The organism is Brevibacillus sp. MS2.2 (genome assembly GCF_013284345.1).
GTDB lineage: Bacteria > Bacillota > Bacilli > Brevibacillales > Brevibacillaceae > Brevibacillus > Brevibacillus brevis_C.
Window position 1 is genome coordinate 114,664 of sequence record NZ_JABSUZ010000016.1, and the last position, 21,706, is coordinate 136,369.

Sequence of the window (21,706 nt, forward strand, 5' to 3'; positions counted from 1 at the left end):
CTTCCTCCTACTTGGTAACGTGGTCGTGCTTGTGATCATTTTTGTGGTCATGGTTATGTTCGTGGTCATGGTCATGTTCGTGATCATGGTCGTGGTCGTGATGATGATGATGGTGGTGACCATGGTGGTGGTGATGTCCATGCTCGTCATCATGGTGGTGATGGTGATGGTCGATGTGCTCCATCGCTGCCAGTCTGTACTGACAGGTATCACAGTTCAACTTCACTTCACCGTGCAACGCTTCCACCACACGATCCTTGAGCACTTCTTTCAACAACGGATGGAAGCCAAAATACTCGGCCATTTCGAACTGGGCTTCTGGATATTGCTCGCGGAATTTCTCCAGCTGGTCGCTCATCCGTTTGATCAGCACACCCGTGAACAGGAAGTACGGCAAGAGAACGATGCGCTTCGCACCCAGCTTCAGGCAACGTTCAACGCCCTCGTCGTACAAGGGGTACGTCACGCCCATAAAGGCAGTCTCTACCCACTTGGCTTTGTAACGCTCCCAGAACAGTCGGGACATTTTGTAAATATCGCTATTGGCATCTGCATCGCTGCTGCCGCGTCCAATAACGAGTACTGCCAGGTCATCATGCTCTTCTCCGGAGGCAAAGCCTGCCTCTTCCATGCGTGCGGACAAGATATTGATGACTTCGTCGTGAATGCCGATCGGCCGTCCGTAAATGAACTGAACGTGCGGGTGCAGCTCCTTGGCCTCGTCGATGGCAGCTGGAATATGAATTTTCGCATGACCGGCAGAGAACAGGATGATGGGAATCACCGCCACGCGGGTTGCCCCCCGTGCCACGCATGTATTCAAGCCTTGCAGCATGTCAGGACGGGCAAACTCCAGAAAGCACGTCTCGATAATGGGTACATCCAAGTCCGGTGTTAGCGTCGCCACAAACTGGCGAATCTCTTCATTGCCTTCCGGGTCCTTGCTTCCATGACCTACAAATAATACTGCGTCCATTTTATGTCCCCCTCGTTTTGATTTGTGTTCTTGCATTAATCTCCGCATGCAGCATTCTCGATCTCAGCTTTTGCTGGCTCGTACCATGCGTAGCCCTCCAGCTCACCTACACGTTGGAAAAACTTGTGGAACCGCTCGTTCGGAAACGCGTCTTTTTTGAATCGGTTCACGATTCGCTCTACAAGTGGAACAATTTCTTCTTTTTCGATGCCTTCTGCTACCGGAATACCGGAGTGTGCATTGCGTCCCACCGTTTTTGCTCCCAGGAATAAATCGAACTTTCCTTTGCGGAATACAATCCCGATATCCTCTTGAACCGCGCCATAGCACGCCATCCCGCAGCCGTTGAAGCCGATCTTCAGTTCCTTCGGCATTTCTTTTCCACCCAGCTTTTGGTGCAGCTCGTCGGCATAAGGAATGCTGTCTTTTTTCTCTCCATCGCAGAAATCACACGCTTTTACCTGCAAAACGTCTCCGATCGGGCTGAGAATCAATCCAAGCTCTCGCAAGCGGCTAGTAATGCTCTCAGGGTTTGCAGTCGGCACGCGCAAAATCATTTGGTGGTGTGGGGTATATTCGATCTCGCCTTTTTCGCCTGCCACTTCGGCAATCGCCATCATTTGCAGCGGCGTGATTTTTTTGTTGGCAACCCCTGGACTTATCGCACATTCGAAAATCATCTCTGGCGTAAAGGTAGATACCGGACGATGGACCTGCCCCGCGACTGGCTTGGTTTCAATGCCTTTTGCCGCATTGATAGCAGTCAACGCCTCCATAGCCCATGTGAAAGGAGCTTTCGGTGCCTCTACCTCTGTTACAGGCGGCGCTTCCAGTACTGCCGTACTTGTTGCTGCACGGTTTGCTGGTTCTGTAGCAGTTTCTCTGTCCTCGGTAACGGCTACTGGTCTTTCTGCCTTCGGTGCTGCTGGTGCTGCCGGAGCTGACGCAAGGCTGCTCTCCTCGGAGGCCTCGAGCGACCAAGGCTCATTTTCTACACGCAGACGCTGATGCGGCTTCAGAGGTTGCTCGTCGGCAGACAGCGTGTATTTGCGCTGATATCCGCGCGGCGTAATCATTTTGCCGTCGTATACAAACGTCGATGTATTTCCGATAATCACGGTGGTCAACATGCCGATATCATGCTCCAGCATTTGCGCCAGAGTAGTCACGACAACCGTTTCGCGTTCACGATATGCACTTTTTACGATACCGACTGGCGTATCTGGTGAGCGGTACTGCAAAAGAATGCGTTGCGCTTCGACGATCTGGCGTGTACGTCGTCCGCTGCGCGGGTTGTACAACGCGATAACAAAGTCAGCCATCCCTGCTGCGTCAATCCGTTTAGCAATCAGTTCCCACGGCGTCAAGTGATCGCTCAGACTGATCGTGCATGCGTCGTGCATGATAGGCGCACCGAGGATTGCCCCACAGGAATTGATCGCCGAGATACCCGGTACGATTTCGATGGGTACGCCAGTTGCTTCTGTCCAGCCTTTTTCCACCAACACCTCGTATACGAGACCTGCCATCCCGTAAACACCTGAGTCTCCACTGGAAATGACCGCTACCTTTTTACCTTCCTCTTCCGCCTGACGTACGGCTTCCCGTGCACGCGTCACTTCTTCCGTCATCCCTGTGCTGACGATTTGCTGATTCGTCAAAAGTCCGCGGATCAAATCTACATAGGTGGAATAACCAATAATGACATCGGACTCTTGCAGGGCTTCCCGCGCCCGCTTGGTGATATGCTCAAAACTTCCTGGACCAAACCCGATCACAAACAACTTGCCGCTCATAAGGCCCCTCCCCTTTTCGCTTCCTGTTTATAATAAAATCGATATCATCACGCTAACGAGCAGACATAAGAGCGAAACGAGATACATCAAACGAATCGTCGCGACAATATCACTTGCCTGCAATGGTCGCTTCGCATCTCCCATTTTTGCCCGATTCGACGCAACACCTTGATAATAGTTCAGCCCCCCGAGCTGCACGCCTAATGCGCCAGCGACTCCGGCTTCCGGCAAACCGCTGTTTGGACTCGGATGCAAATGCGCATCTCTTCGGATCATTGCCCAGCACTGCTTCCCATCCAATCGCTGCAGCCAGCTTGCGGCAACGAGCAACAAAGCTGTCAAACGGGCTGGGATGTAGTTCAGTACATCGTCAAAGCGGGCAGATGCCCAGCCGAGATTCCTATACTTCTCGTTTTTATAGCCAACCATGGAGTCGAGGGTGTTGGCGGCACGGTACGCCATTGCCAACGGTGCTCCCCCAATCGCTGCGTAAATCAGCGGAGAGACGATCGCATCGACGATGTTTTCTGCCACGGTTTCTACCGCTCCCCGACATACTTCCGGTTCATCTAGCCGCTCTGTATCGCGTCCGACTACCATGGACAAGGACCGTCTCGCCGCTTCCATATCCCCAGCCACGAGATGACGGGCAATCTCCATCCCGGCATCGGCTAAGCCTTTTGTCGCAATCGTCGTGGAAATCAGCCAGGCACCCAAGATCCAGGCAAACACCGGATGGATGAACATCGCTCCCCACAGGAGCAGCCAAACGACAGCGTAGCTGCCACCAACGATCACGAGCGGGAATAGGACTCCTGCCAGCTTCAAATGCGACTCACTTTTAACGAGAGAACGTATGACCCGTTCCAATCGTGTAATCCACCAGCCCATGATGATCACTGGATGCGGCAGGCTCCGGGGGTCTCCTACCACCCGATCAATCAAGTAGGCCGCGCATAATATCCATACTTCTGTCATGTTGTCCCTCTCTTACTCTTCAGGGGTTGTCGCATCCAGCTCTGCCCTTCCGCATCCAAGCATTCCGCCACCAGAGCCTCCCCATGCTTCATGCCATCGACCTGCCAATATCGGTCAGGATTGTTTTCGAGCCACGCAGCTTGGAACCATCGGATCACGCCGCCATGTGTGACGATGACGACTGTATCGGATGCCTCCTCCTTGCCCGCTCTCTCCAACAAGGAACGTAGCCAACGATCCACGCGCATCCCCAGCTCTTCAAGACTCTCCCCTTGTGGAGGTCGATTTCGAAAAGGATCGTCGTACCACCTTGTGGCTCGCACGGGGTCCGTTTGCATCAGCTCATCGTAGGTCATCAGCTCCCACTCGCCAAAAGACAGCTCTCGCAGTGCTGGCTCCGGAATAACCGATAACCCCCAAGCAGTTGCGAGCGGTTCGGCAGTCTGGATGCATCTGAGCAGATCGCTTGCGTAGATTGCAGCAGGTTGCCCGATGAGCACAGGTAATTCCTTTGCCAACTCACTCACGTGGAAATGCCCGTGTTCATTCAAAGGAACGTCACTATGCCCCAAATATCGATGCTCACGATTACTGTCTGTCTCCCCGTGACGTATCCAAACTAGCTTCATAACCACCAACTCCCGACTAACACCAGCAGAACGACCGCTTCACTGCTTTCGATAACAGCCCCGTAGCAGTCTCCATTTAAACCGCCCAGTTTTTTTGCAACCGAGCGTGAAAACAATAGAGCGAACAACAGTGACAGGAAAATGGCTGTAATAACCTGCAATCCCCCCAGATACCAACCTGCGGCAAACAAGATGATGTAGCTCACGATGATAGAGGCAACGGAAAGCCCAGCACTGATGCCTTTTCCGATCCCTTTGTCTGCCGAAAGATAAGGCCAGAGCTTGATCGACAAAAGCACATGTGTCCGCGCTGCTACTGGTGCCATAATCAAAAAACTGCCCCATCCCGGATGTGCGAGCTCTGCGACTGCACCCGCCTTGATCAGCAACAGCATAATCGCAGCAAGTACTCCCATCGCACCTACGCGGCTGTCCTTCATAATCGCAAGTATTTGCTCCCTCGGTCTGCTGCTGCCAAGACCGTCCGCGAGGTCCATCCACCCATCCATATGAAGACCACCAGTCACGTAGACCCACGCGACCAACGTCAAAATAGCCGTGATCCAAGGACTAAACAACAGCAGGCCTGCCTGATGTACACCCCATAGCAAGAAACCGATGACCAAACCAACTGCGGGATACCAGTTGACGCTTTTTCTCCACGCCTCCTCTGAAGGACGAAGCCACGGAACCGGAATGCGGGTAAAAAACGAGATCGCGTGTAAAAATGCATTCATCCTTTGATCCTCCACGGTATCCCCGACAAAACCGCGTAGACGGCGTCCGCTTGTCGCGCACTTCTCTGATTGACATCGCCCAGCACATCCGCGAACCATCTGCCCAAACGACTCAAGGCTACACCGCCCAATCCGACCTCGCTTGTGACAGCAATAACTTTTTGCGGGGAATTCTGAACGAGGGACAGCCATGCCTCTGCCTCCTGCAGCAGGGCTTTCGTGTGTGAAGGACTTCTCCATTCAGACTCATCGACGCTCATCAACCGATTACTCACCCAGGTGGACAGACAATCGATCAAAACCACATCATACTGCTCACTAAATGCGTGGTAATCGGTTAATCTCTCTCCTACCTCCACACAGCCCCAGTCCAGCGGACGACGTGCCTGATGCAGCTCGATTCTCTGCTTCATTTCATCATCCCAGGCCTTGCCTGTCGCCACGTACAGGACTCGACTGCTCAACGTCATCGCAAGCTCTTCCGCGTAGCGGCTTTTTCCTGAACGGACACCGCCCGTTACCAGCACCAAGCTCATCGCTGTTCACTTCCTTCCGCATGGACCTCGCGAAGCGCTGCCAGAAGTCGTTCATTGTCCTCTCGTCCACGCACTGCGATTCTCACATCATGCGCCGTCAAACCGGGATACATCGCACAGTTGCGGATCAGAACGCCTTTTTTGCCAAGCCGTGCCTGCAATTGTTCGGCTGACAATCCTTCTGGCGAACGCAGCAGCAAAAAGTTGGCCTCACTCGGCCATACCTGCCAGCCCAATTCACTACGGATGCAATCAGTCAAATACGCACGTTCTTCTTTTATGAGCCTGCGCGTCTGTTCTTCGTATGCCTGCTCCTGCAAGCACAGCTCTCCAGCTAAAAGGGCCAGTGCATTCACGCTCCAGCTCACTTGCTTCTGGCGCATTTTCACAATGACATCCGGATGGGCAATCGCATAACCCAGGCGCAATCCCGGGATCGCGTACATTTTCGTCATCGAACGCATCAGTATCACACGGGGATAGTGCTCAAGTTGCGTCGCCAATGTATACTGCCGCTCTTCCTCCACAAAATCGAGGAAAGCCTCATCCACGATGAGCCACGTATGGGTCTCTTTCGTCCATTCCGCCATTTGGCGCAGTTCATATGGTTGATACAGGATTCCTGTCGGATTGTTTGGCGACCCAACAAATACGAGATCAGATTGTGTAAAAAGCGTGTACAGCTCCGCAGGATCGGGCTTGTACCCGTTCGCTTCCTTCCCGAAGCATCCAATGACACTGGCTCCATACTGCTCGGAAAGTTGCGCGTATTCCGAAAAGCAAGGATATACCACACCAACTGTTTGCGGCGAAAGACCGAGGATGGCCAATGCCATTGCCTCCGCTGCACCATTGGCAGGCAGCAACCATTCCTCTGGCACCTGTAGCCGCTTCGCCAGTGCCCGACGAAACACACGATGTCCAGGGTCTGGGTAATGCGCGACAGCAGCCAGCGAAGCCAGTAGCATCTCACGAACGCTTGCTGGCATCCCCAGCGGATTAATATTGGCACTGTAATCCAGAAACTGCCCGGGCTCTCGACCAAAGCGCTGGGCTGCGGTCAGCAGATCTCCGCCATGACCGTACGTCTCTATTACCCCTGCACTTGTCAAAACTCTACCCCCAGAACAGCTGGAATCCCTTCATCGTAGTAATGCTTGATTGGCTTCATCTCCGTCACCAAATCTGCGATGTCCAAAATCTCCTGCTTTGCTGCCCGTCCCGTAATCACGAGGTGGATATGACTTGGCCTGTTTTGAATCGCTTCCAACACTGCGGATAATGGCAACACATCGTCAATCGGGAAGCGGTCAATCGCCAATGCATTATTCAGTTCATCCAGAATGACGACGTCGAACGCTCCGGAAGAGAGCTTTTCACTCGCAAACGCCCAAGCTTCTTTCAATGCCTGCCGATGCTCCTCCGGTGTCTTCGTCCATGTGAAGCCAACGCCCATTTGCACAATTTCAATGCCCAATTTATCAAAAATAATCTTTTCTCCGTATGTACGCTCCGGCGACTTGATGAATTGAACCATGAGCACCTTTTTCCCGCGCCCTGTCGCTCGTACAGCCAATCCGACTGCTGCCGTTGTTTTTCCTTTGCCGTCTCCTGTGTAAACAAGGGTCAAGCCCCGCTTCTTATCGTTTTTCTCCATCGTGACCACCTCAAGAAGTAACGTATTTTACTCCGCTGTTCCGTCCATACTTTCCGAAGCAACAAAACGGTCATGACCGTTTTGTTGACCGCAAGCGGTCGCATCCACTTTTATGAAAAACGTCGAGACGTTTTTCACAGAAAAAAAGCGCTTTGTTTCCCCCAGTACGTAAGGAAAAACAAAGCGCGGATAGTTGAAAAGCAACAATCCTCACCTCTTCCTTTGACCCGAAGGAAATCAGTGTAAACATAAAACAGGCAGGTCTCCTGGCTCGAGGATCATCGCTCTTCTTCTCCTTCCCGCTCCCGGATGGGCAGTGGATGGCATGATGCCTTGAAGAACAGCTACTCTCTTACAGTGGCGGGACCGCGTTGGCTTTTCACCAAACTTCCCTTTTAACCTTGCTCCTGCGAATCGGTTTCGCAAAAACAAGGACCTGTTTCTCTTTCATATGTAAATATCATTCGTTTCGTTGACAAGCACTTGCTTTAATAATAGCAAAAGCTACCGAGGATTCAAGCAAAAGCTGCTGATTCGTGGAGGTGTCTTTGGCAGAAAATTGAAGATAATCACCGTTTACTTACTTGAAAATTTTCGATACCCTATTGGCAAAACAGTCGAAAGTGGTGTGCAGTCATGCTAATTCCTCCGATTCCAAAAATACCAGACATGGTCCTGCCCAGCCCACTGCCGATTAAGGAATGCGGCGAACCAATGATCCGACTCTCATCCCTTTGTGAACAAATCACAGTTTATCCAGCCTACTACCACGAGGGCTATGCCGGAACGCAGCCAGAAGCCTTTTTGCGAGAAGGGGCAGCACGCAAGCTCGCCACGGCAGCCACGCAACTGCCAGTTGGTTACAAGCTCGTCGTGTTGGACGGCTGGCGCTCATTCGAGGTACAGGCATCATTGTATGAACGTTTTCGTGAAGCCTTGCTTTTACAAGGCTGGCAGGAAGGACCTGCCCTCACGGAAGAATTGAGCAAATTCGTCGCTTATCCAACAACAGACCTCTCCAAACCGTCCCCTCACCTATCCGGTGGCGCAGTCGATCTGACTATCGCAGGACCTGATGGCTGGCTGGAGATGGGCACAGCCTTCGATGATTTCAGTGAAAGGGCTGAGACTCGCCATTATGAAGAACTCGTACATCCTACCCAAAAAGACATCGAGATTCGAGACAATCGCCGACTACTCTATCATTTGATGACCGCCGCCGGATTCGTCAACTATCCGCAGGAGTGGTGGCATTTCGAGTATGGTACGCGCACTTGGGGACAAAAAACGCAGCAGGAGCCAATCTATGGCGGAGTTTTGTCGATGTAAGAAATGAAAAGACCGTCAGCATACACTGCCTGACGGTCTTGCTTATTCCTTTATGAAACCATCACTGCATAAAATCCGCCATGATGATCTCCGTATCAAACGGCGTAATTCCTTTCTCCAAGGAAAACACCGTATCTGCCTCTTCTGCTTGATCAGTCAACCTCCCTCTCGCCTGTGCATGAAGCATGAACAACTCATGCAGGGTAGGCTTCACCAACGAGGTGAGCGCTTTTCCCATCAGCTCCACCCCTCCGGCATTGGATTCCACATTGTTGGCAAACCGCGGATCGGAATTCAGGGCGATATCCGTCCAAATCACTTTTCTCTCCACGAGATCCAGAATGACCGGGATACAAATCCGCGTGTTTGCGGCGAGATCAATCTTGTCCTGTACCGTCTGCGGCTCGAAAATTTCTCCTGTCTGTGGCGCCGAACGAATCATCCAGCCTGCGAAGCATTCAGGCAAATCGCAATAAGGCTGACTCGTAAACGAATACAAGTTCATGACGACATATCGACCGCCATAGCGGATGACAGAATCCATGTCAATGTCGATGAATTCGCACGCGCCTTTGGGAGCCTCCACAATATCCCCGCTATGGCACGCTTGATACTTTTCGGAACGCAGATTGGTATAGGAAATATGCTCCATGTATTTCCAGTCTTCATTATATAGCACGGCAGACAAATCGATATCGACTCTGCCTGTAGGGACATCGTTGACGATCCCTTCCCTCCACCACAGGAAAAAGCGAATCGTTCCTCCATCCGGGATCGATAGCCGGGAGCCGCGTGCAATCGTGCGTAGTGCTTTGCTGGCGGATCGCATGGAAAACGGAACGAGATGCTCCTGTAGCCGCGGGTCGATATAGACGTTGCCCAGCGACGGCAATTGGGCAAAACGGTTCAACAATGATGTCCGGCAAATATCCGCTGCCTTCTGCCTGATGTCCTCTTGCAGCCCTGGCACACGGTTTTCAATTGCCTGTACTTTCGCCACTTGCCCTTTCGGAAAAAAGGTCCGCCATTCCCCATAGCTATCCCGTTTGTCAAAGTGATTCATGACTTGCAAAAGAACGGGAGTCGATACACCATCCGCAATTTTCTCGAAGGCAGAAAGGACTGGACTCCCCTGCTCCGTCAAACGCAACAAATGATCCAGACGACGGGCAAATTCCCCTGGACGTTGTTCGAGCAGCTTGATCGCCGCATTCACATCCGCACGGACCAACGCCTGCTCTACTTGGCTATTGAACGTCTCGACCTTGTGATTGTTGCGCAAAATATCGAATGCTTCTGCCGCTTTTGGATAACGATCCTTATATTCAAACGGATGCAAGATTTCCCCGAGACGAATCCATCTGTTTTTGTAACGATTCATGTCTTCTACAATATTCGAACTGACTTCCAGCAGGCGGAGGAGCAGCCTCCTATCCCCGCGTTTGAACTTGCGAAATTTCGCAGGCTCTGCCAAGCTCACATCCCCGTCAGACATCGCCACCGCCAGTCGCAATACATCTGTCGCAGTCTTGCAATAGTGGGCCAAAAAAGTAGCAGGGAGCTTGTCATACTTGAGCAACAAGCTAGCAGCGATTGCGACGTTTTCCTTCTGGGGAATCTCCGCAGGCAGAGCTTCTGCGATGTCTTCATAGGCCTGAATCAAGCCCTCCAAGTCTTCCCTGTCAGTAACAGAAAGCGAGCTATTGGAGCGCAGCAAGTTCATTCCTATCTGTAGTAGCTCTTCGTCTGTGCCTAAATGAATCAGCTTCAGGCGAGATTCTCTCAGCAATGGCAAACGTTTTTTCACTTCGTGCACAGGAAGGTCCAATGTCAAATAATGAATGATCGCATTTACAAACAGCTCACCCTCGCTAGCATCCATGACTTGCTTAGGAAAATTCGGATACATCGGCTTGTATTGGCGGGATGCCCCGATCTTTACCTTGAGTACTGCTACCACGTCCGAATAGAGCGCAAAAAACTCTCCTTCCGACAGCGTCCGAATTCTTTCTAGCAATTCCAGTGAAAAGGTATAGCCCAAGCTCTCTATATTACGCAAAGCCGCAGCTAAATAAGAGGTAGGCAGTTCATGCTGCCCCTGATGTACGATGATTTTATTTTTCCGGCGAAGGTAGATTTGATTTTTCATTGGCATCACGAAAAAAATCAGGAAAGCAGTACCCCTAATGGTGAACCAAACCTTTAGCTCAGAAGGAAGGTGTACGATAGCCTGATTTTTTATTCCTTTTTGTAATTTTTATACAGTTTACTTCAATTTTTCCTGATGGTAAAGCTTTCCCTCAGGAACGAGATATAAATCCGTCCCCGGACCTAATTCGATTTCATTCCGCTGCCCGTTATTCAGCATTCTTCATCCCTGTAAAGTGAGTAGCAGATTACCAAAACTTAACTGGAGGGAGAACTCGATTCATGAATCAATCTGTTAAGAAAAGTCATCCAGCACCCCCTTTCTTTCAAGGGGAGAAATGGTTAGTGTATACTGGCTTGCTTGGCTTCTTACTCGCTGCCATATGCGCAACCTGGGTCATGCTGTATGGAGGACCCGTCGCTCCTAATGGCGATGTCTCGAAAGCGTTTTCCTTTAATGCCGCACTCGGAATATTTTTATTGTCGACAGCCGCAATTATGCCGTTATCTGCTCTGGGCACGCGAAGTAAAGCTTTCTTTCGCTGGTCTTATATCTTGCTTGCTTTCTATTCTTACGGAGCAGAAACCGTACAAAACTTTCGCGGCGTGGACCCAAGGTTCGTCAAAAATGGCACACCCTTCGACGTCGCAGTCGGTTCCATTTTTACGTTTGTGGCTCTTCTCCTGGTCCTCTTTTATGTATTCATTGCCATTCAGTTTTTCCGCAGAAAAGCTTATTCCCTACACCCAGAGCTGGCCGTTGGCATCCGCTATGCAATGATTGCGATTATGCTATCGTTTGCGGCAGGCCTCTGGATTTCATGCAACAACGGTCGAGTGGTCGGCCAGGAAGGGAATATCATTTGGCTCCATGGTATTGGTTTTCATGCTCTGCAAGCAGTACCTTTTGTCGCTTGGTTAGTGGAACGTAAACAGTACGTGTCCACTGCTCGGACTGGATTCATCCATCTCACAGGTATCGCCTACTTGCTCGGTTTAGCAGCAATCGGCTGGCAAACCTATCTCGGTCGTGCTGTTTTGGAAATATCCGTATTTCCGATTCTCGCCGCCTGTTGTTTCTTGGTCGCCTTCTTTCCAATCGTTTTCTTCCTTCTACAAAAGAACGATGCAAAAAAGCTCCACAACACTTCTGAAATTCCGAACTAATTGATTCTCCTTATCATTCGTGATACTTTGTTACCAGTACCTGACATACGGTATCAGAAACGAGGAGATCGATTTATGACAGCACGTATTGGACTTCCTGCACCTGATTTTACGATGGACACCGTTACGTTTGACAACGGATTTCCCCTGCCAAAGAGCTTGGTAGACTATCGTGGAAAATGGCTTCTTTTGTTCTTTTACCCGTTTGACTTTTCGAAAGTGTGCCCGACGGAAATCCTCAGCCTCAACCGCCGGATCAAGGAGTTCGCGGATTTGAATGTCGAGGTGCTTGGCATCAGCGGCGACAGCATACATACACACAAAGCCTGGATGAGATCGAGTGAAGGCATCGGTCCACTCTCGTTCCCGCTCGCTGCCGATTACAGCAAAGAAGCGACCCTTGCATACGGTGTGCTGGACGAAGCAACCAAAGCTCCGCTGCGCGGCAGCTTCATCATCGATCCGGAAGGCATCCTGCAATATGCGCTCATCTCCAACTCCAAGGTGGGCAGAAGCGTAGATGAGACACTCCGTGTGATCGAAGCTTTGCAATCAGGCGGTTTGTGCCCGATGGACTGGAAGCCTGGGCAAAACACGATATCCTAATCGATAAACAGAAACAAAGGCCGTATGATCGCTTGCACAGGATCATACGGCCTTTTTCATTTTTTCATGGGCATAAGAAAACCTCTATCGAGGCCTATTCATGGAGGAGCGATCGCGTTTTAGCGGAAAGTTTTCATGCGCTCCGGAATTCATAAGCGTACCGCTTATAAATTCCTATACGTAAAAAAAATCAGGAAAGCAGTACCCCTAATCGCTAGTTGGGTTAGAAGGAAGGTGTACTATAGCCTGATTTATTCACCTTACCATTATTTATCTCCTTTGTAAATACTTATCTGGACACGACCGGGTATGGAAACAAGTCAACCACACGTATGGTCTCCCCGCTTTCGTTGGTAAACACGACATGTTCTCTCCTAAGCTCTGTCGGACTCTCCAAGCCACATGCTGCCGCCAGCGAGAACAAGCCTTCCCTCAACTGCAAAATATAGTTCATGACACGCCACTGCTTTTCTGCCGGAACCAACGCCTCCTGGTATTTGGAATCCGTCGTAGTGACTCCTGTCGGACATTTACCCGTATGGCATTGCATCGCCATAATACAACCAGTTGCAATCATAAAGCCCCGCGCGGAGTTGACGCAATCCGCTCCCAATGCCATGGCGATGGCTACTTTGTCAGGGGTAACGAGCTTGCCGGAAGCAAAAATCCTGATGCGGTCCCGTACCCCGAATTTCCGCATCGTATCATCGAGGATGATGAGCGCGGCGAAAAGAGGCAAGCCCATGCCATCTGCCATAGCCTTGAACATTGCTCCTGAACCGCCCTCAGAGCCGTCAACCGTAATGAAATCCGGGTAAATGGACAACTCCAGCATTTTCTCAAAAAAATGCTCCAACCGCTTTTGATCGCCGACGACGATTTTTACTCCAACCGGCTTGCCTCCCGCCTCCTGCAAACTACCTATGAAACGCAAGGCTTCATCCGGATTGGTGAGGAATTCGAAGCGGTTCGGTGAATTGACAGTTTGTCCCACAGGCACCAGCCTTGCTGCCGCGACTTTTTCCGTGACCTTGGAGCCCTCGAGGTGCCCACCGCGTATTTTGGCCCCTTGATGAAACTTCAGCTAGAACGCTTTGATGTTCGGGATGCTTGCCTTTTTCTTGTATTCTTCGATCGAAAACTTGCCACTGTCATCACGGAAACCAAACATCCCCGGCCCAATTTGCGAAATAATATCTACGCCTGTTGAGACGTGAACTTCTGCAACGCCACCCTCTCCTGTATTGATCCAAGAGCCACCTGCCATACGTGCCCCATACCCCGTGGACATGATATAGTTTTCTCCCACTGCTCCAAAGGAGGTAGCTGAAGCACCGAACATCCCTTTTAGCCGCCAGGGCTGCCTTCTGTTTTCGCCCACGACAATGACATCCTCGTCATGCAGCATCCACGGCTTAACTTCTTGTTCCTCGATTAACTTTTCTCTTCTTGTAAACAGTCCCTCATGGGTAATCTCATACTTTTTTCCAGGGACGACTTTCTCGTTATCTACCCGCAGCTCACTCGTCAGCCTCGGGAACATCGCATTGGACAAATAGAAGCCGGGCTTCTCGTAATCGCGTTTTCCACCAAACGAAATCAGGTCAGTCCTGTATTTGGCCGCATAAACCATACCGACAAAGTCAGAACGGGAGAACGGTTTCCCTTCTGTATCCGATTCAAACCAATACTGGCGAAACTCAGGCCCGAGCTTTTCCAGCAAATAACGCATCCACCCCAAAAAGGGATGGGAACGAATAATGGAATGCTTCGGCTGTTTAGACAGGGCGTACATATAACCAAAAAATACAATGGGTGGCAGAAGAAGGATGATGATAATGACGCATAACAGAGTAGGTACCACGTGTGCTTACCCTCCCCAAACACAATATTCTAGTAAATCATGTCAAGGATAGGATGCAACAAGTTCTCTGTTTTTAATCGTATTTCTCATCATCCTCCCGTATTTGCCCATCTACGATCAATTCCAGCTCCGTTTCAAAATTCAGCATGATCTCTACAGGCAGTTGTTCTGCAACCTCTGCCATGTCCGGAAGAAGCAGTGCATCCTCTAGCGTATCAGGCTTCGTCTCCAGTTGATCGTACCACTCGCGTATTTGCTCCATCATGCGGTAAAACGAAGCCTCAAACTGATTCGCATCGTCCTCCGCTTCGTCCTCGTGGCTCTTTTTCATCCGCTCCCAATATTCCAGTGTTGTGCGCAGTACCTTCTCTATGTTTGTATCCATTTATTGTCTCTCCTTTTCGTCTCGACCTTCGCCCCCATTTAGTATGACCGCTTTGATTGCACAATGCCACCTCAGACATTAAGCTTCCGCATCCTTCCATTTTTTTAAAATCGTTGCGTTTTTTGACACGTTTTATAGCCCGGTTGAGTCATACGAAAATGAAAAGAGGCTGTTATCCTAAATGTAGCTAGCAGCCGATTATCCGGCAATAAACAAGAGAGCTCTCTAGTGGAATAGGGGAGGATGCACCCTGTCATTACGATGGAACAATCGAAAATTATCTCTCCCGCTACTTTTCGTCTCCGTCATTTGTATCGTTGCTCTACAGTTGCCTATCACAGCCAAGGCGACACCTGCGGATTCTGACTCCTTGCAGGCGATGATTGATCAAGCACGCCCAAACGATACCGTTACCATCCCATATGGCTTGTACAGAGGCCCTATCCGTATTACCAAGCCGATTCAATTGGTAGCCAATGATCCAGTGAAGATCATCAATCCGACCGAGGAAGAGGCAACGCTCACGATTGAAAGCGACAATGTGAGTGTGCAAGGAATCCATATCGTGGACAAACGAATCAACAGTGATGTTGCCGCTCTTGTCATCCGTGGCGATCAAAACTTTCTGGAGAATGTCATCGTTGAAACGAAAGGGATCGGTATTCAATTACGGCAAGCAGACTACAACACGCTGCACAACGTTCAAGTCATCGGAAAAATCAAAGGCGATGGCAGTCCAACGACCAGTTCTGGACATAATCACGGGGCACAGCCCGAAGTAAAGCCAAAGCAAACGGAAAAGGCGAAACGAGGAAACGGAATCGACCTGCGTGAATCGCATCATAACCGTTTCATTAAAAATCAGGTGACGAATGTCGAAGATGGCTTTTACGTCGAAAATAGCGATCGAAACCATCTGGAACAAAATCTGGTGACGAAATCGCGCTACGGCTATCACTTCATGGGCACCTCTGATACGACGGTCATCAACAACATTGGAATGGAAAATGTGACGGGCTCCCAGCTTATGGAGTCGCGCAATCTGACGGTTACCGGGAATCAATTTCTGAAACAGCAAAAAAATCCTGGTTCGCAAGGAATTCTTCTCATTACCGTTCAGGATACGCTGATTGCAAACAACACGATTGAGGGGAACCGCGTTGGACTGTATTTAGAGCAATCATCCGGCATTACGGTCAAAAACAATTTACTCAGTCTCAACTTTATCGGCATGCAGTTTTTGTCCTCTTCTGACAACGTATTGTCCGATAACCAATTTGTCTCCAACGTCATCCAAGCGCAAGCCCAGGATAGTCAAAACAACAACTTAAACAAAAACTACTGGGACAATTTGCAAGGACTCGATGTGAACGGGGATTCCCGCAGTGATTTGCCGTACGAGATGAATCCGTTTTACCTGGGTTTAACCGATGCGGTTCCAGCCTACCAGTTGTTTTTCCAAGCCCCGGGATTCGTGTTTCTGGAAGGCTTGTTTACAAGTGGGGCCGGCTCAGCAATCAAGGACGCATCTCCTTTAATGCAACCCTCGGACACCGTGCTACTTGAATCCGGGCAAACGAGCGGTTGGGGTGCAGGCATTCTTGGACTTATCTTGTTAATAGGAAGCTGTTCGATCATTTATATAGGAGTGAGAAAATCATGAACAAAATGAAAAAATGGTGCACATCAATTGGAGCAATTATCGGCATTAGCCTGCTTATGGTCGGCTGCGGAAGCGAAGAGCCGAAACCAGTAGATATCGCGGAAGGCGTAGACAAGTGCGACCTGTGCAAAATGCATGTCCCTAACGATCACAATGCTACTGAAATCGTCTTAAAAGATGGAAAAGCACTGAAGTTCGATGATCTCGGCTGCATGAACAACTGGATGAAAGAGAATGGAACCGATAACGTGGCTGTCCAATTCGTCCGCGATTACTACACAGCAGAATGGACAAAAGCAGAGCAAGCTACCTACGCTTATGACAAAGACTTCAAAACACCAATGACATATGGCATCTATTCCTTTAAGGAAAAGTCTGCTGCTGACAGCTTCGTTCAGGAACAAAAGAAAGGCATTGTCATGAGTGCGGAACAGTTGAAAAATCATAGCTGGGAAAATGGCATGAGCAAGCATATGAACAAAGACGGACAGTCTTCCGAAGGTCAACATAATGGCGGTCACGAAAGCAAGCCAGCCGATCATGGAAGCAACAGTACTACCCCAACCACACATAACTAACAGAGGGAGTGGAGTCTTTGCACATCAATCTGATTGCCAAACGAGAAGTGAAGGTAGGCTTTCGCAATCCATGGTCCTACTCGTTTATGGCTCTGTTCTCCCTGTTTAGCTTGGGACTCTTGATCATCCAATCGCAGTCCTACATGAAGGGTTATACGTATACGACAGGTACCATGCTGAATCTGATTTTATACTTGCTGCCACTGATGACGATGCTTCTCTCCTCTTTTTCCTTGACGGCCGAAAAAGAAGAGGGAAGCTGGCAGCTCCTCTCTACCTACTCCATGACGACCTTTTCGTTCTTGTTGGGGAAATACTTGGGACAAGCACTCGTGTTAGTCGCGATTGTTAGCTTTGGGTATGGGTTGTCTGGTGTAGCTGGCATGCTGTTAGGAAAAAGCTTTGCCTTTTCGACTCTCTTGTTTTTGCTTGCTTTTTCCATCTGTCTCATTCTGTTATTTTTAGGCATTGCCATGCTGATTGGCGCTATCAGTAAAAACCGTTGGCAAGCTTTGACAATGGGGGTCAGCGTCTGGTTCTTCTATATTCTGGCATGGCCTACTTTGCTCATCTCTGTGCTCAGCTTCGTCCCTTATACATGGATCAAGCCTCTGCTTCAGCTCGCAACATTTCTCAACCCAGCGGAGTTTGTACGAATCTTTTCCGTTGCCAGATTAGGCGGAGGCTCGATCTTTGGACCTGAATACTACAAATGGGTGTACTGGGCTGATTCTCCGCTTGGTGATCTTATTTTTGTCGCACTCAGTCTGCTCTGGATCAGTGCGACCTTGTTCATAGCCATCCGGGTATGGGAAAGAAGGTAATGCGATGAAGACGTTAGGACTTACCATCGATCAGGTCACCAAGGAAATCAATGGAAAAACAATCGTCCATCCATTCAGTATGAACATTGCACCCGGTCAGGTCGTCGCCCTATGCGGCGGAAACGGTGCAGGGAAAAGTACGATCCTGCGGATGCTCGTCGGTATTCTCCCACCTTCTTCGGGAACCATTCAGCTAAACGGGTTAAACTGGAACGATAATCGCGTAGAGTATCTTCAAGAAATCGGTTATATGCCGGATCACTTTACGTTTTCTGCCGGACTTACTGCCAAAGAAACGCTCGAATTTTATGCTTCCCTGCGCAATCGCACCCCAGAAGAGGCAGATCGACTGCTGAAAATGGTGGGACTGCATGAAGTGAGAAACAAACGGGTGTCTCAGTTCTCCAAAGGTATGCAGCAGCGCCTCTTGTTTGCCCAAGCGATATTGGCCAAGCCTGCACTCGTCGTCCTCGATGAACCGACCAACGGACTCGATCCGTATTGGATGGATGCCTTTGTCGATCTGGTGCGCGAAGTAAAGCTCGCGGGTCAATCCGTTCTCTTTACGACACACCAGTTGCAGGTGGCAGATGCGGTAGCGGATCGGGCGATTTTCTTGATGAATGGGAAAATCGTTCGTGATGGGATGATAAAGGAGTACCAACAGCAGTACGGGGCAATTGGTTTGTACGGTGCCTTTTCCGAGCTTGTTCACCAGGCAAAGGCGTAATAAATGAAGATTTGTTTGGCATGGCAAAAGCCCTGTTACCATTTTATTTCGGTAACAAGGCTTTTTCATGTTTATCCTACGCCAATTTCAACGGATCATTTCTTTCAATAAATGCGCTTTTTTGGTTTTCGTAATCTTGAAGGTCACCACATGCAGAGGCTTTCCTCTTCAACTCGTCATATTCCTTTGCCAAGTCCTCATCCGTTAACAGCTTGTCTCGAAACGTTATCACACTGTTCCAAAACGGACTGTTCTTTTCGGTTACATAAATGTTGTACTGACAGTCTGGTGGTGTGCCTTTTTTACATGCATTGACTGGGAAAGAAGTCTCCTGGTAAAAATAGTCACGGTGTATGTCGTTAACAATCATTTCAGTTGACCACTTTGATTTTGTGCCAATCAGTATATCAATGACTGGACGGGCTGATAGGGTATTGATAGCGGTGCTCCCTACATGCTGAATCTCATAATCGGTCTCGGTAATTAACTTCATTAGATACGCGCGCTCTTTTTCAAACATTTCTCTCCAGTCTTCATTATGTTGAAAAAGGAATGTATTCACTCTTGTCGTTTCATTTGGATAATGGAAATACGGATCAATAGGTTGAAAATTCTCGGCTTTTCTCAGCAATTCGTCTATCTTCAATAAGTCCTCATCGTACTGATTTGTCTTGAGATGTTCCTTGAGCCGGCAAAAAAATTGTTTTGCTCCATCAAGAATCGTATCAATAAAATCCTTCTGCGACAGGATTCTACACGGCTTCTTGTAAGCTCCTTCTTCGGAGGTTATGTAAAACTTTACCAACGTCTTTGAATATGTTTCCATGATTAAACCACAATTCTGAACAATAGTTGCTCCGAACCCATCGTGCATCAGTTTCTCTACGCTCTCTACCAGCTCCAACCACAAACTGTCGATCCCCCCAAATAAACGATGTCCTAATAGCTCATTATCTTTATCATCTGTAAGCGATATGTACCCTCTCACTCCTACTCTTACTTCTTTGATCTTGCTCAATTCACTTGAACTAATATCGAAGAAATATTCCAATTCATTTCCAACAGGGAATCGACGAATTTTTTTGTCAGGATATTGAATGAAAGATATGTATTTCATCGGACACCTCCATACCTGATTGTACGATAAAAAAAGGAGCTGATCCTTTTCCGACAGGAACCAGCTCGCATGTAATGTTCGCTATTCAGTTACAACGCCTTTGCTTCCATATAAAAGACAGATAAAAACTTTTTCACGCTAATCCGGCACTTCGTCGTTTTTTCGCCCGCCTCCAGCTCTTGCATCCGTTGGCGAATTTCTTGAAAGTCAAACAGTCGTGGTGCAAAGTGTTCAAAGGTAGGGTTGGCATAGTCGGTCAATCCCAAGGAGGAAAGATGCGTAAAGGCTTGCAGGACCATCCGGCGAATCCGTTGTTCCATGGCACGCACCTCTTTGGTAATTCCATGCTCATCCAGGCTCGCATGCACCTTCAGCAGAATTTGTGTATACAGTTCCTTGAGCTGCCATTCGTGCAGCTTGTCTCCTTGTCGCTCATCCTGTACGAGCCATTCTATGATCATTAGCAGATCGGGAGCCCCGGCTTCACTCGCGATCCCTAACTGTAACAACAGTTTTCTCGCTTTTTGTGCCAGGTTGTCCTGATCGGGAGACTGACTTTTCAAGCCGCTGGTATGCGGTTCTTTTGCTTTGACATCCAGGATTTGCAATGACTTGCGGATGGTTTGCAGAGATGCTTCCAGCGACAAGTAATCCGATACTCGCTTCAGTACAGCCATGACTTCCAAGCGGTTAATCGGTTTCTGAATAAAGGTATCAATCCCCTGCAAATATGCCTCCCCGATCATTTCCTTGTTTTCCACCTGTGACACCATGATGAATCGGCCCGCGAAGCCATCTGCCTGCAACTTTTTGATCGTTTGGATGCCATCTAGGCCGGGCATTAGCAAGTCGATCAAAATGACATCGACCCCATATAGTTGATCAATCGATACGTGACTGCCGTCGCTAGCTTGCCCTACAATTTCGCCCAACCCGCTGTCTTGAATAATCCGTTCGAGCATGCGACGCACGACAGCATCGTCTTCAATTAAAAAGAAACGTATCATTGCTTACACTCCCTCCTTTCCGAGCAATTGGTCGGTCGGAATTTGTACTTCTAAGTGCGTCATTTGCTTCTGATCAGGTAAAATACGCAAGCTTCCTTGCAAACTTTGGACAATTCCACGTGCATGCGTCAGCCCAATTCCGGTAGATGCATTTCCCTGTTCATCGTATTTGGTCGTATACCCGGGTTGAAACACCCATTCCTGCTCTTCTAGCGGGATTCCCGGACCGCTATCAAGTACACTGAACACCAGATGACGATGAATCAGCTTCACATTCAACTCAATCCGTCCCGAAGTAGGAATCGCCTCTACCGCATTGGCTACCAGGTTGTTTAGCACAGAGAGCAGCGCATAGATTTGGCTGGTCGACAGGTTGATGTTACAGCTCCACTCTATTCGTATATCTTTTCCCAACATCTCTGCATATTTCTGATTCGCGCGTGCAACCAACTCACACAGCTCTTTGATTGGAAGCTGAGGCGCTAGTCCCTCCTGATTAATCAGCTTGGAAATGCCCGCCAGCATCCTCTGCGAATCTTTTTTCACCTCATGCACATTCTCGGCTATCGACAAGGCCGTCGGGGATTCCGCATGATCCGAGGTGAGAAGACGCCTGTAGAGCTGGTAGCTCTCGCGCGTGATTTCCTCCAGATGCGTCATCGATTTGCGCAAGTAAAAAGCTTCTTCATACAGCTCCGTATTAATCATCCGCAGACGCTCCAACTCCTGCTGACGCACCTCACCTACTGCCCGCAACTGCCTGATCGAAAAGCTGTTGTACAAGCCGACAGCAAAAAAGCTGCGCAGGACCCCAAAGAAGAGAAGCATCAAAAAGCTTTGCCAGGTGATCGGCGGAAAATCAGTGAAATACTGTCGTACCTGGATCTCTACCACATTGGAGACGAAATCAATGGATGCACCTATCAGCCCCAGCCACAAAGGAAATTCCCGAAAGCTACGCGCACGAAGCAAATAAAAC

The 21,706-nt window shown here is 49.3% G+C and carries 21 protein-coding genes, 1 pseudogene and 1 riboswitch; of the genes and pseudogenes, 7 read left to right on the forward strand and 15 right to left on the reverse strand.

The window, feature by feature from the left end:
* Positions 1–7: 7 nt before the first annotated feature.
* From HP568_RS16260 to HP568_RS16300, 9 genes are read right to left on the reverse strand one after another with little or no spacing between them, the layout of a single operon-like run.
* Positions 8–976: a sirohydrochlorin chelatase gene (locus tag HP568_RS16260; protein WP_173629627.1), complete on the reverse strand. Its 969-nt coding sequence runs from the start codon at positions 974–976 to the stop codon at positions 8–10.
* 35 nt (positions 977–1,011) lie between these two features.
* Complete coding sequence (gene cobJ, locus HP568_RS16265) at positions 1,012–2,772, reverse strand: precorrin-3B C(17)-methyltransferase (RefSeq protein ID WP_173629628.1); 1,761 nt, start codon at positions 2,770–2,772, stop codon at positions 1,012–1,014.
* A 27-nt stretch (positions 2,773–2,799) separates the two neighbouring features.
* Positions 2,800–3,750: an adenosylcobinamide-phosphate synthase CbiB gene (gene cbiB, locus HP568_RS16270; RefSeq protein ID WP_173629629.1), complete on the reverse strand. Its 951-nt coding sequence runs from the start codon at positions 3,748–3,750 to the stop codon at positions 2,800–2,802.
* Positions 3,747–4,379 carry a histidine phosphatase family protein gene (locus HP568_RS16275; RefSeq protein ID WP_173629630.1) on the reverse strand — a complete coding sequence of 211 codons (633 nt, stop codon included), beginning with the start codon at positions 4,377–4,379 and terminating at the stop codon, positions 3,747–3,749. Before HP568_RS16275 ends, cbiB begins: the two co-directional genes overlap by 4 nt.
* Positions 4,376–5,116 carry an adenosylcobinamide-GDP ribazoletransferase gene (gene cobS / locus HP568_RS16280; protein ID WP_048031591.1) on the reverse strand — a complete coding sequence of 247 codons (741 nt, stop codon included), beginning with the start codon at positions 5,114–5,116 and terminating at the stop codon, positions 4,376–4,378. Before cobS ends, HP568_RS16275 begins: the two co-directional genes overlap by 4 nt.
* Positions 5,113–5,652 (reverse strand): bifunctional adenosylcobinamide kinase/adenosylcobinamide-phosphate guanylyltransferase, encoded by a 540-nt coding sequence (gene cobU / locus HP568_RS16285; protein ID WP_048031590.1) that lies wholly within the window; start codon positions 5,650–5,652, stop codon positions 5,113–5,115. Before cobU ends, cobS begins: the two co-directional genes overlap by 4 nt.
* Complete coding sequence (gene cobD, locus HP568_RS16290; protein ID WP_173629631.1) at positions 5,649–6,764, reverse strand: threonine-phosphate decarboxylase CobD; 1,116 nt, start codon at positions 6,762–6,764, stop codon at positions 5,649–5,651. The genes cobU and cobD overlap by 4 nt, the downstream gene beginning before the upstream one ends.
* A complete protein-coding gene (gene cobO / locus HP568_RS16295; protein WP_173629632.1) occupies positions 6,761–7,309 on the reverse strand; it encodes a cob(I)yrinic acid a,c-diamide adenosyltransferase in 549 nt (182 codons plus the stop codon). Before cobO ends, cobD begins: the two co-directional genes overlap by 4 nt.
* Positions 7,310–7,336: 27 nt before the next feature.
* Positions 7,337–7,513 (reverse strand): hypothetical protein, encoded by a 177-nt coding sequence (locus HP568_RS16300; protein ID WP_254551275.1) that lies wholly within the window; start codon positions 7,511–7,513, stop codon positions 7,337–7,339.
* A 35-nt stretch (positions 7,514–7,548) separates the two neighbouring features.
* Positions 7,549–7,764, reverse strand: a riboswitch (cobalamin riboswitch).
* Positions 7,765–7,945: 181 nt separating this feature from the next.
* On the opposite strand from HP568_RS16300, the gene HP568_RS16305 reads away from it, so the two are divergent.
* Positions 7,946–8,638: a M15 family metallopeptidase gene (locus HP568_RS16305; RefSeq protein ID WP_173629634.1), complete on the forward strand. Its 693-nt coding sequence runs from the start codon at positions 7,946–7,948 to the stop codon at positions 8,636–8,638.
* A gap of 61 nt (positions 8,639–8,699) precedes the next feature.
* Here HP568_RS16305 and HP568_RS16310 read toward each other — a convergent pair whose 3' ends face one another.
* Entirely contained in the window at positions 8,700–10,787 is a 2,088-nt protein-coding gene (locus HP568_RS16310) for a TerD family protein (protein WP_173629635.1), read from the reverse strand.
* A 281-nt stretch (positions 10,788–11,068) separates the two neighbouring features.
* Here HP568_RS16310 and HP568_RS16315 point away from each other — a divergent pair, with 281 nt between their 5' ends.
* Both HP568_RS16315 and HP568_RS16320 read left to right on the forward strand, forming a co-directional pair.
* Positions 11,069–11,953, forward strand: coding sequence for a hypothetical protein (locus HP568_RS16315; RefSeq protein ID WP_173629636.1), 885 nt, complete (start codon positions 11,069–11,071; stop codon positions 11,951–11,953).
* A 75-nt stretch (positions 11,954–12,028) separates the two neighbouring features.
* Complete coding sequence (locus tag HP568_RS16320) at positions 12,029–12,559, forward strand: peroxiredoxin (RefSeq protein ID WP_173629637.1); 531 nt, start codon at positions 12,029–12,031, stop codon at positions 12,557–12,559.
* A gap of 289 nt (positions 12,560–12,848) precedes the next feature.
* Here HP568_RS16320 and HP568_RS16325 read toward each other — a convergent pair.
* Both HP568_RS16325 and HP568_RS16330 read right to left on the reverse strand, forming a co-directional pair.
* Positions 12,849–14,423, reverse strand: a pseudogene (locus HP568_RS16325) (glutamate synthase-related protein).
* Between the two features lie 73 nt (positions 14,424–14,496).
* Positions 14,497–14,808 (reverse strand): hypothetical protein, encoded by a 312-nt coding sequence (locus HP568_RS16330; RefSeq protein ID WP_173629638.1) that lies wholly within the window; start codon positions 14,806–14,808, stop codon positions 14,497–14,499.
* Between the two features lie 370 nt (positions 14,809–15,178).
* Between HP568_RS16330 and HP568_RS16335 the strand changes: the two genes are divergently transcribed.
* The 4 genes from HP568_RS16335 to HP568_RS16350 are packed head-to-tail and all read left to right on the forward strand — an operon-like array spanning position 15,179 to position 18,603.
* On the forward strand, positions 15,179–16,471 hold the full coding sequence (locus tag HP568_RS16335; RefSeq protein WP_048035722.1) for a right-handed parallel beta-helix repeat-containing protein: 1,293 nt from the start codon (positions 15,179–15,181) through the stop codon (positions 16,469–16,471).
* Positions 16,468–17,049, forward strand: a complete 582-nt coding sequence (locus HP568_RS16340; protein WP_048031580.1) for a nitrous oxide reductase accessory protein NosL — start codon at positions 16,468–16,470, stop codon at positions 17,047–17,049. The genes HP568_RS16335 and HP568_RS16340 overlap by 4 nt, the downstream gene beginning before the upstream one ends.
* A gap of 17 nt (positions 17,050–17,066) precedes the next feature.
* Positions 17,067–17,873: an ABC transporter permease gene (locus HP568_RS16345; protein WP_048031579.1), complete on the forward strand. Its 807-nt coding sequence runs from the start codon at positions 17,067–17,069 to the stop codon at positions 17,871–17,873.
* A 4-nt stretch (positions 17,874–17,877) separates the two neighbouring features.
* Positions 17,878–18,603, forward strand: coding sequence for an ABC transporter ATP-binding protein (locus tag HP568_RS16350; protein WP_048031578.1), 726 nt, complete (start codon positions 17,878–17,880; stop codon positions 18,601–18,603).
* A gap of 76 nt (positions 18,604–18,679) precedes the next feature.
* Here the strand turns inward: HP568_RS16350 and HP568_RS16355 are convergent, their stop codons facing one another.
* The 3 genes from HP568_RS16355 to HP568_RS16365 form a co-directional block, all read right to left on the reverse strand.
* Positions 18,680–19,720: a GrpB family protein gene (locus HP568_RS16355; protein WP_173629639.1), complete on the reverse strand. Its 1,041-nt coding sequence runs from the start codon at positions 19,718–19,720 to the stop codon at positions 18,680–18,682.
* A gap of 89 nt (positions 19,721–19,809) precedes the next feature.
* Positions 19,810–20,727: a response regulator gene (locus HP568_RS16360; RefSeq protein ID WP_048031576.1), complete on the reverse strand. Its 918-nt coding sequence runs from the start codon at positions 20,725–20,727 to the stop codon at positions 19,810–19,812.
* Positions 20,728–20,730: 3 nt separating this feature from the next.
* On the reverse strand, positions 20,731–21,706 hold a 976-nt coding region (locus HP568_RS16365), incomplete at its 5' end, for a sensor histidine kinase (RefSeq protein ID WP_173629640.1).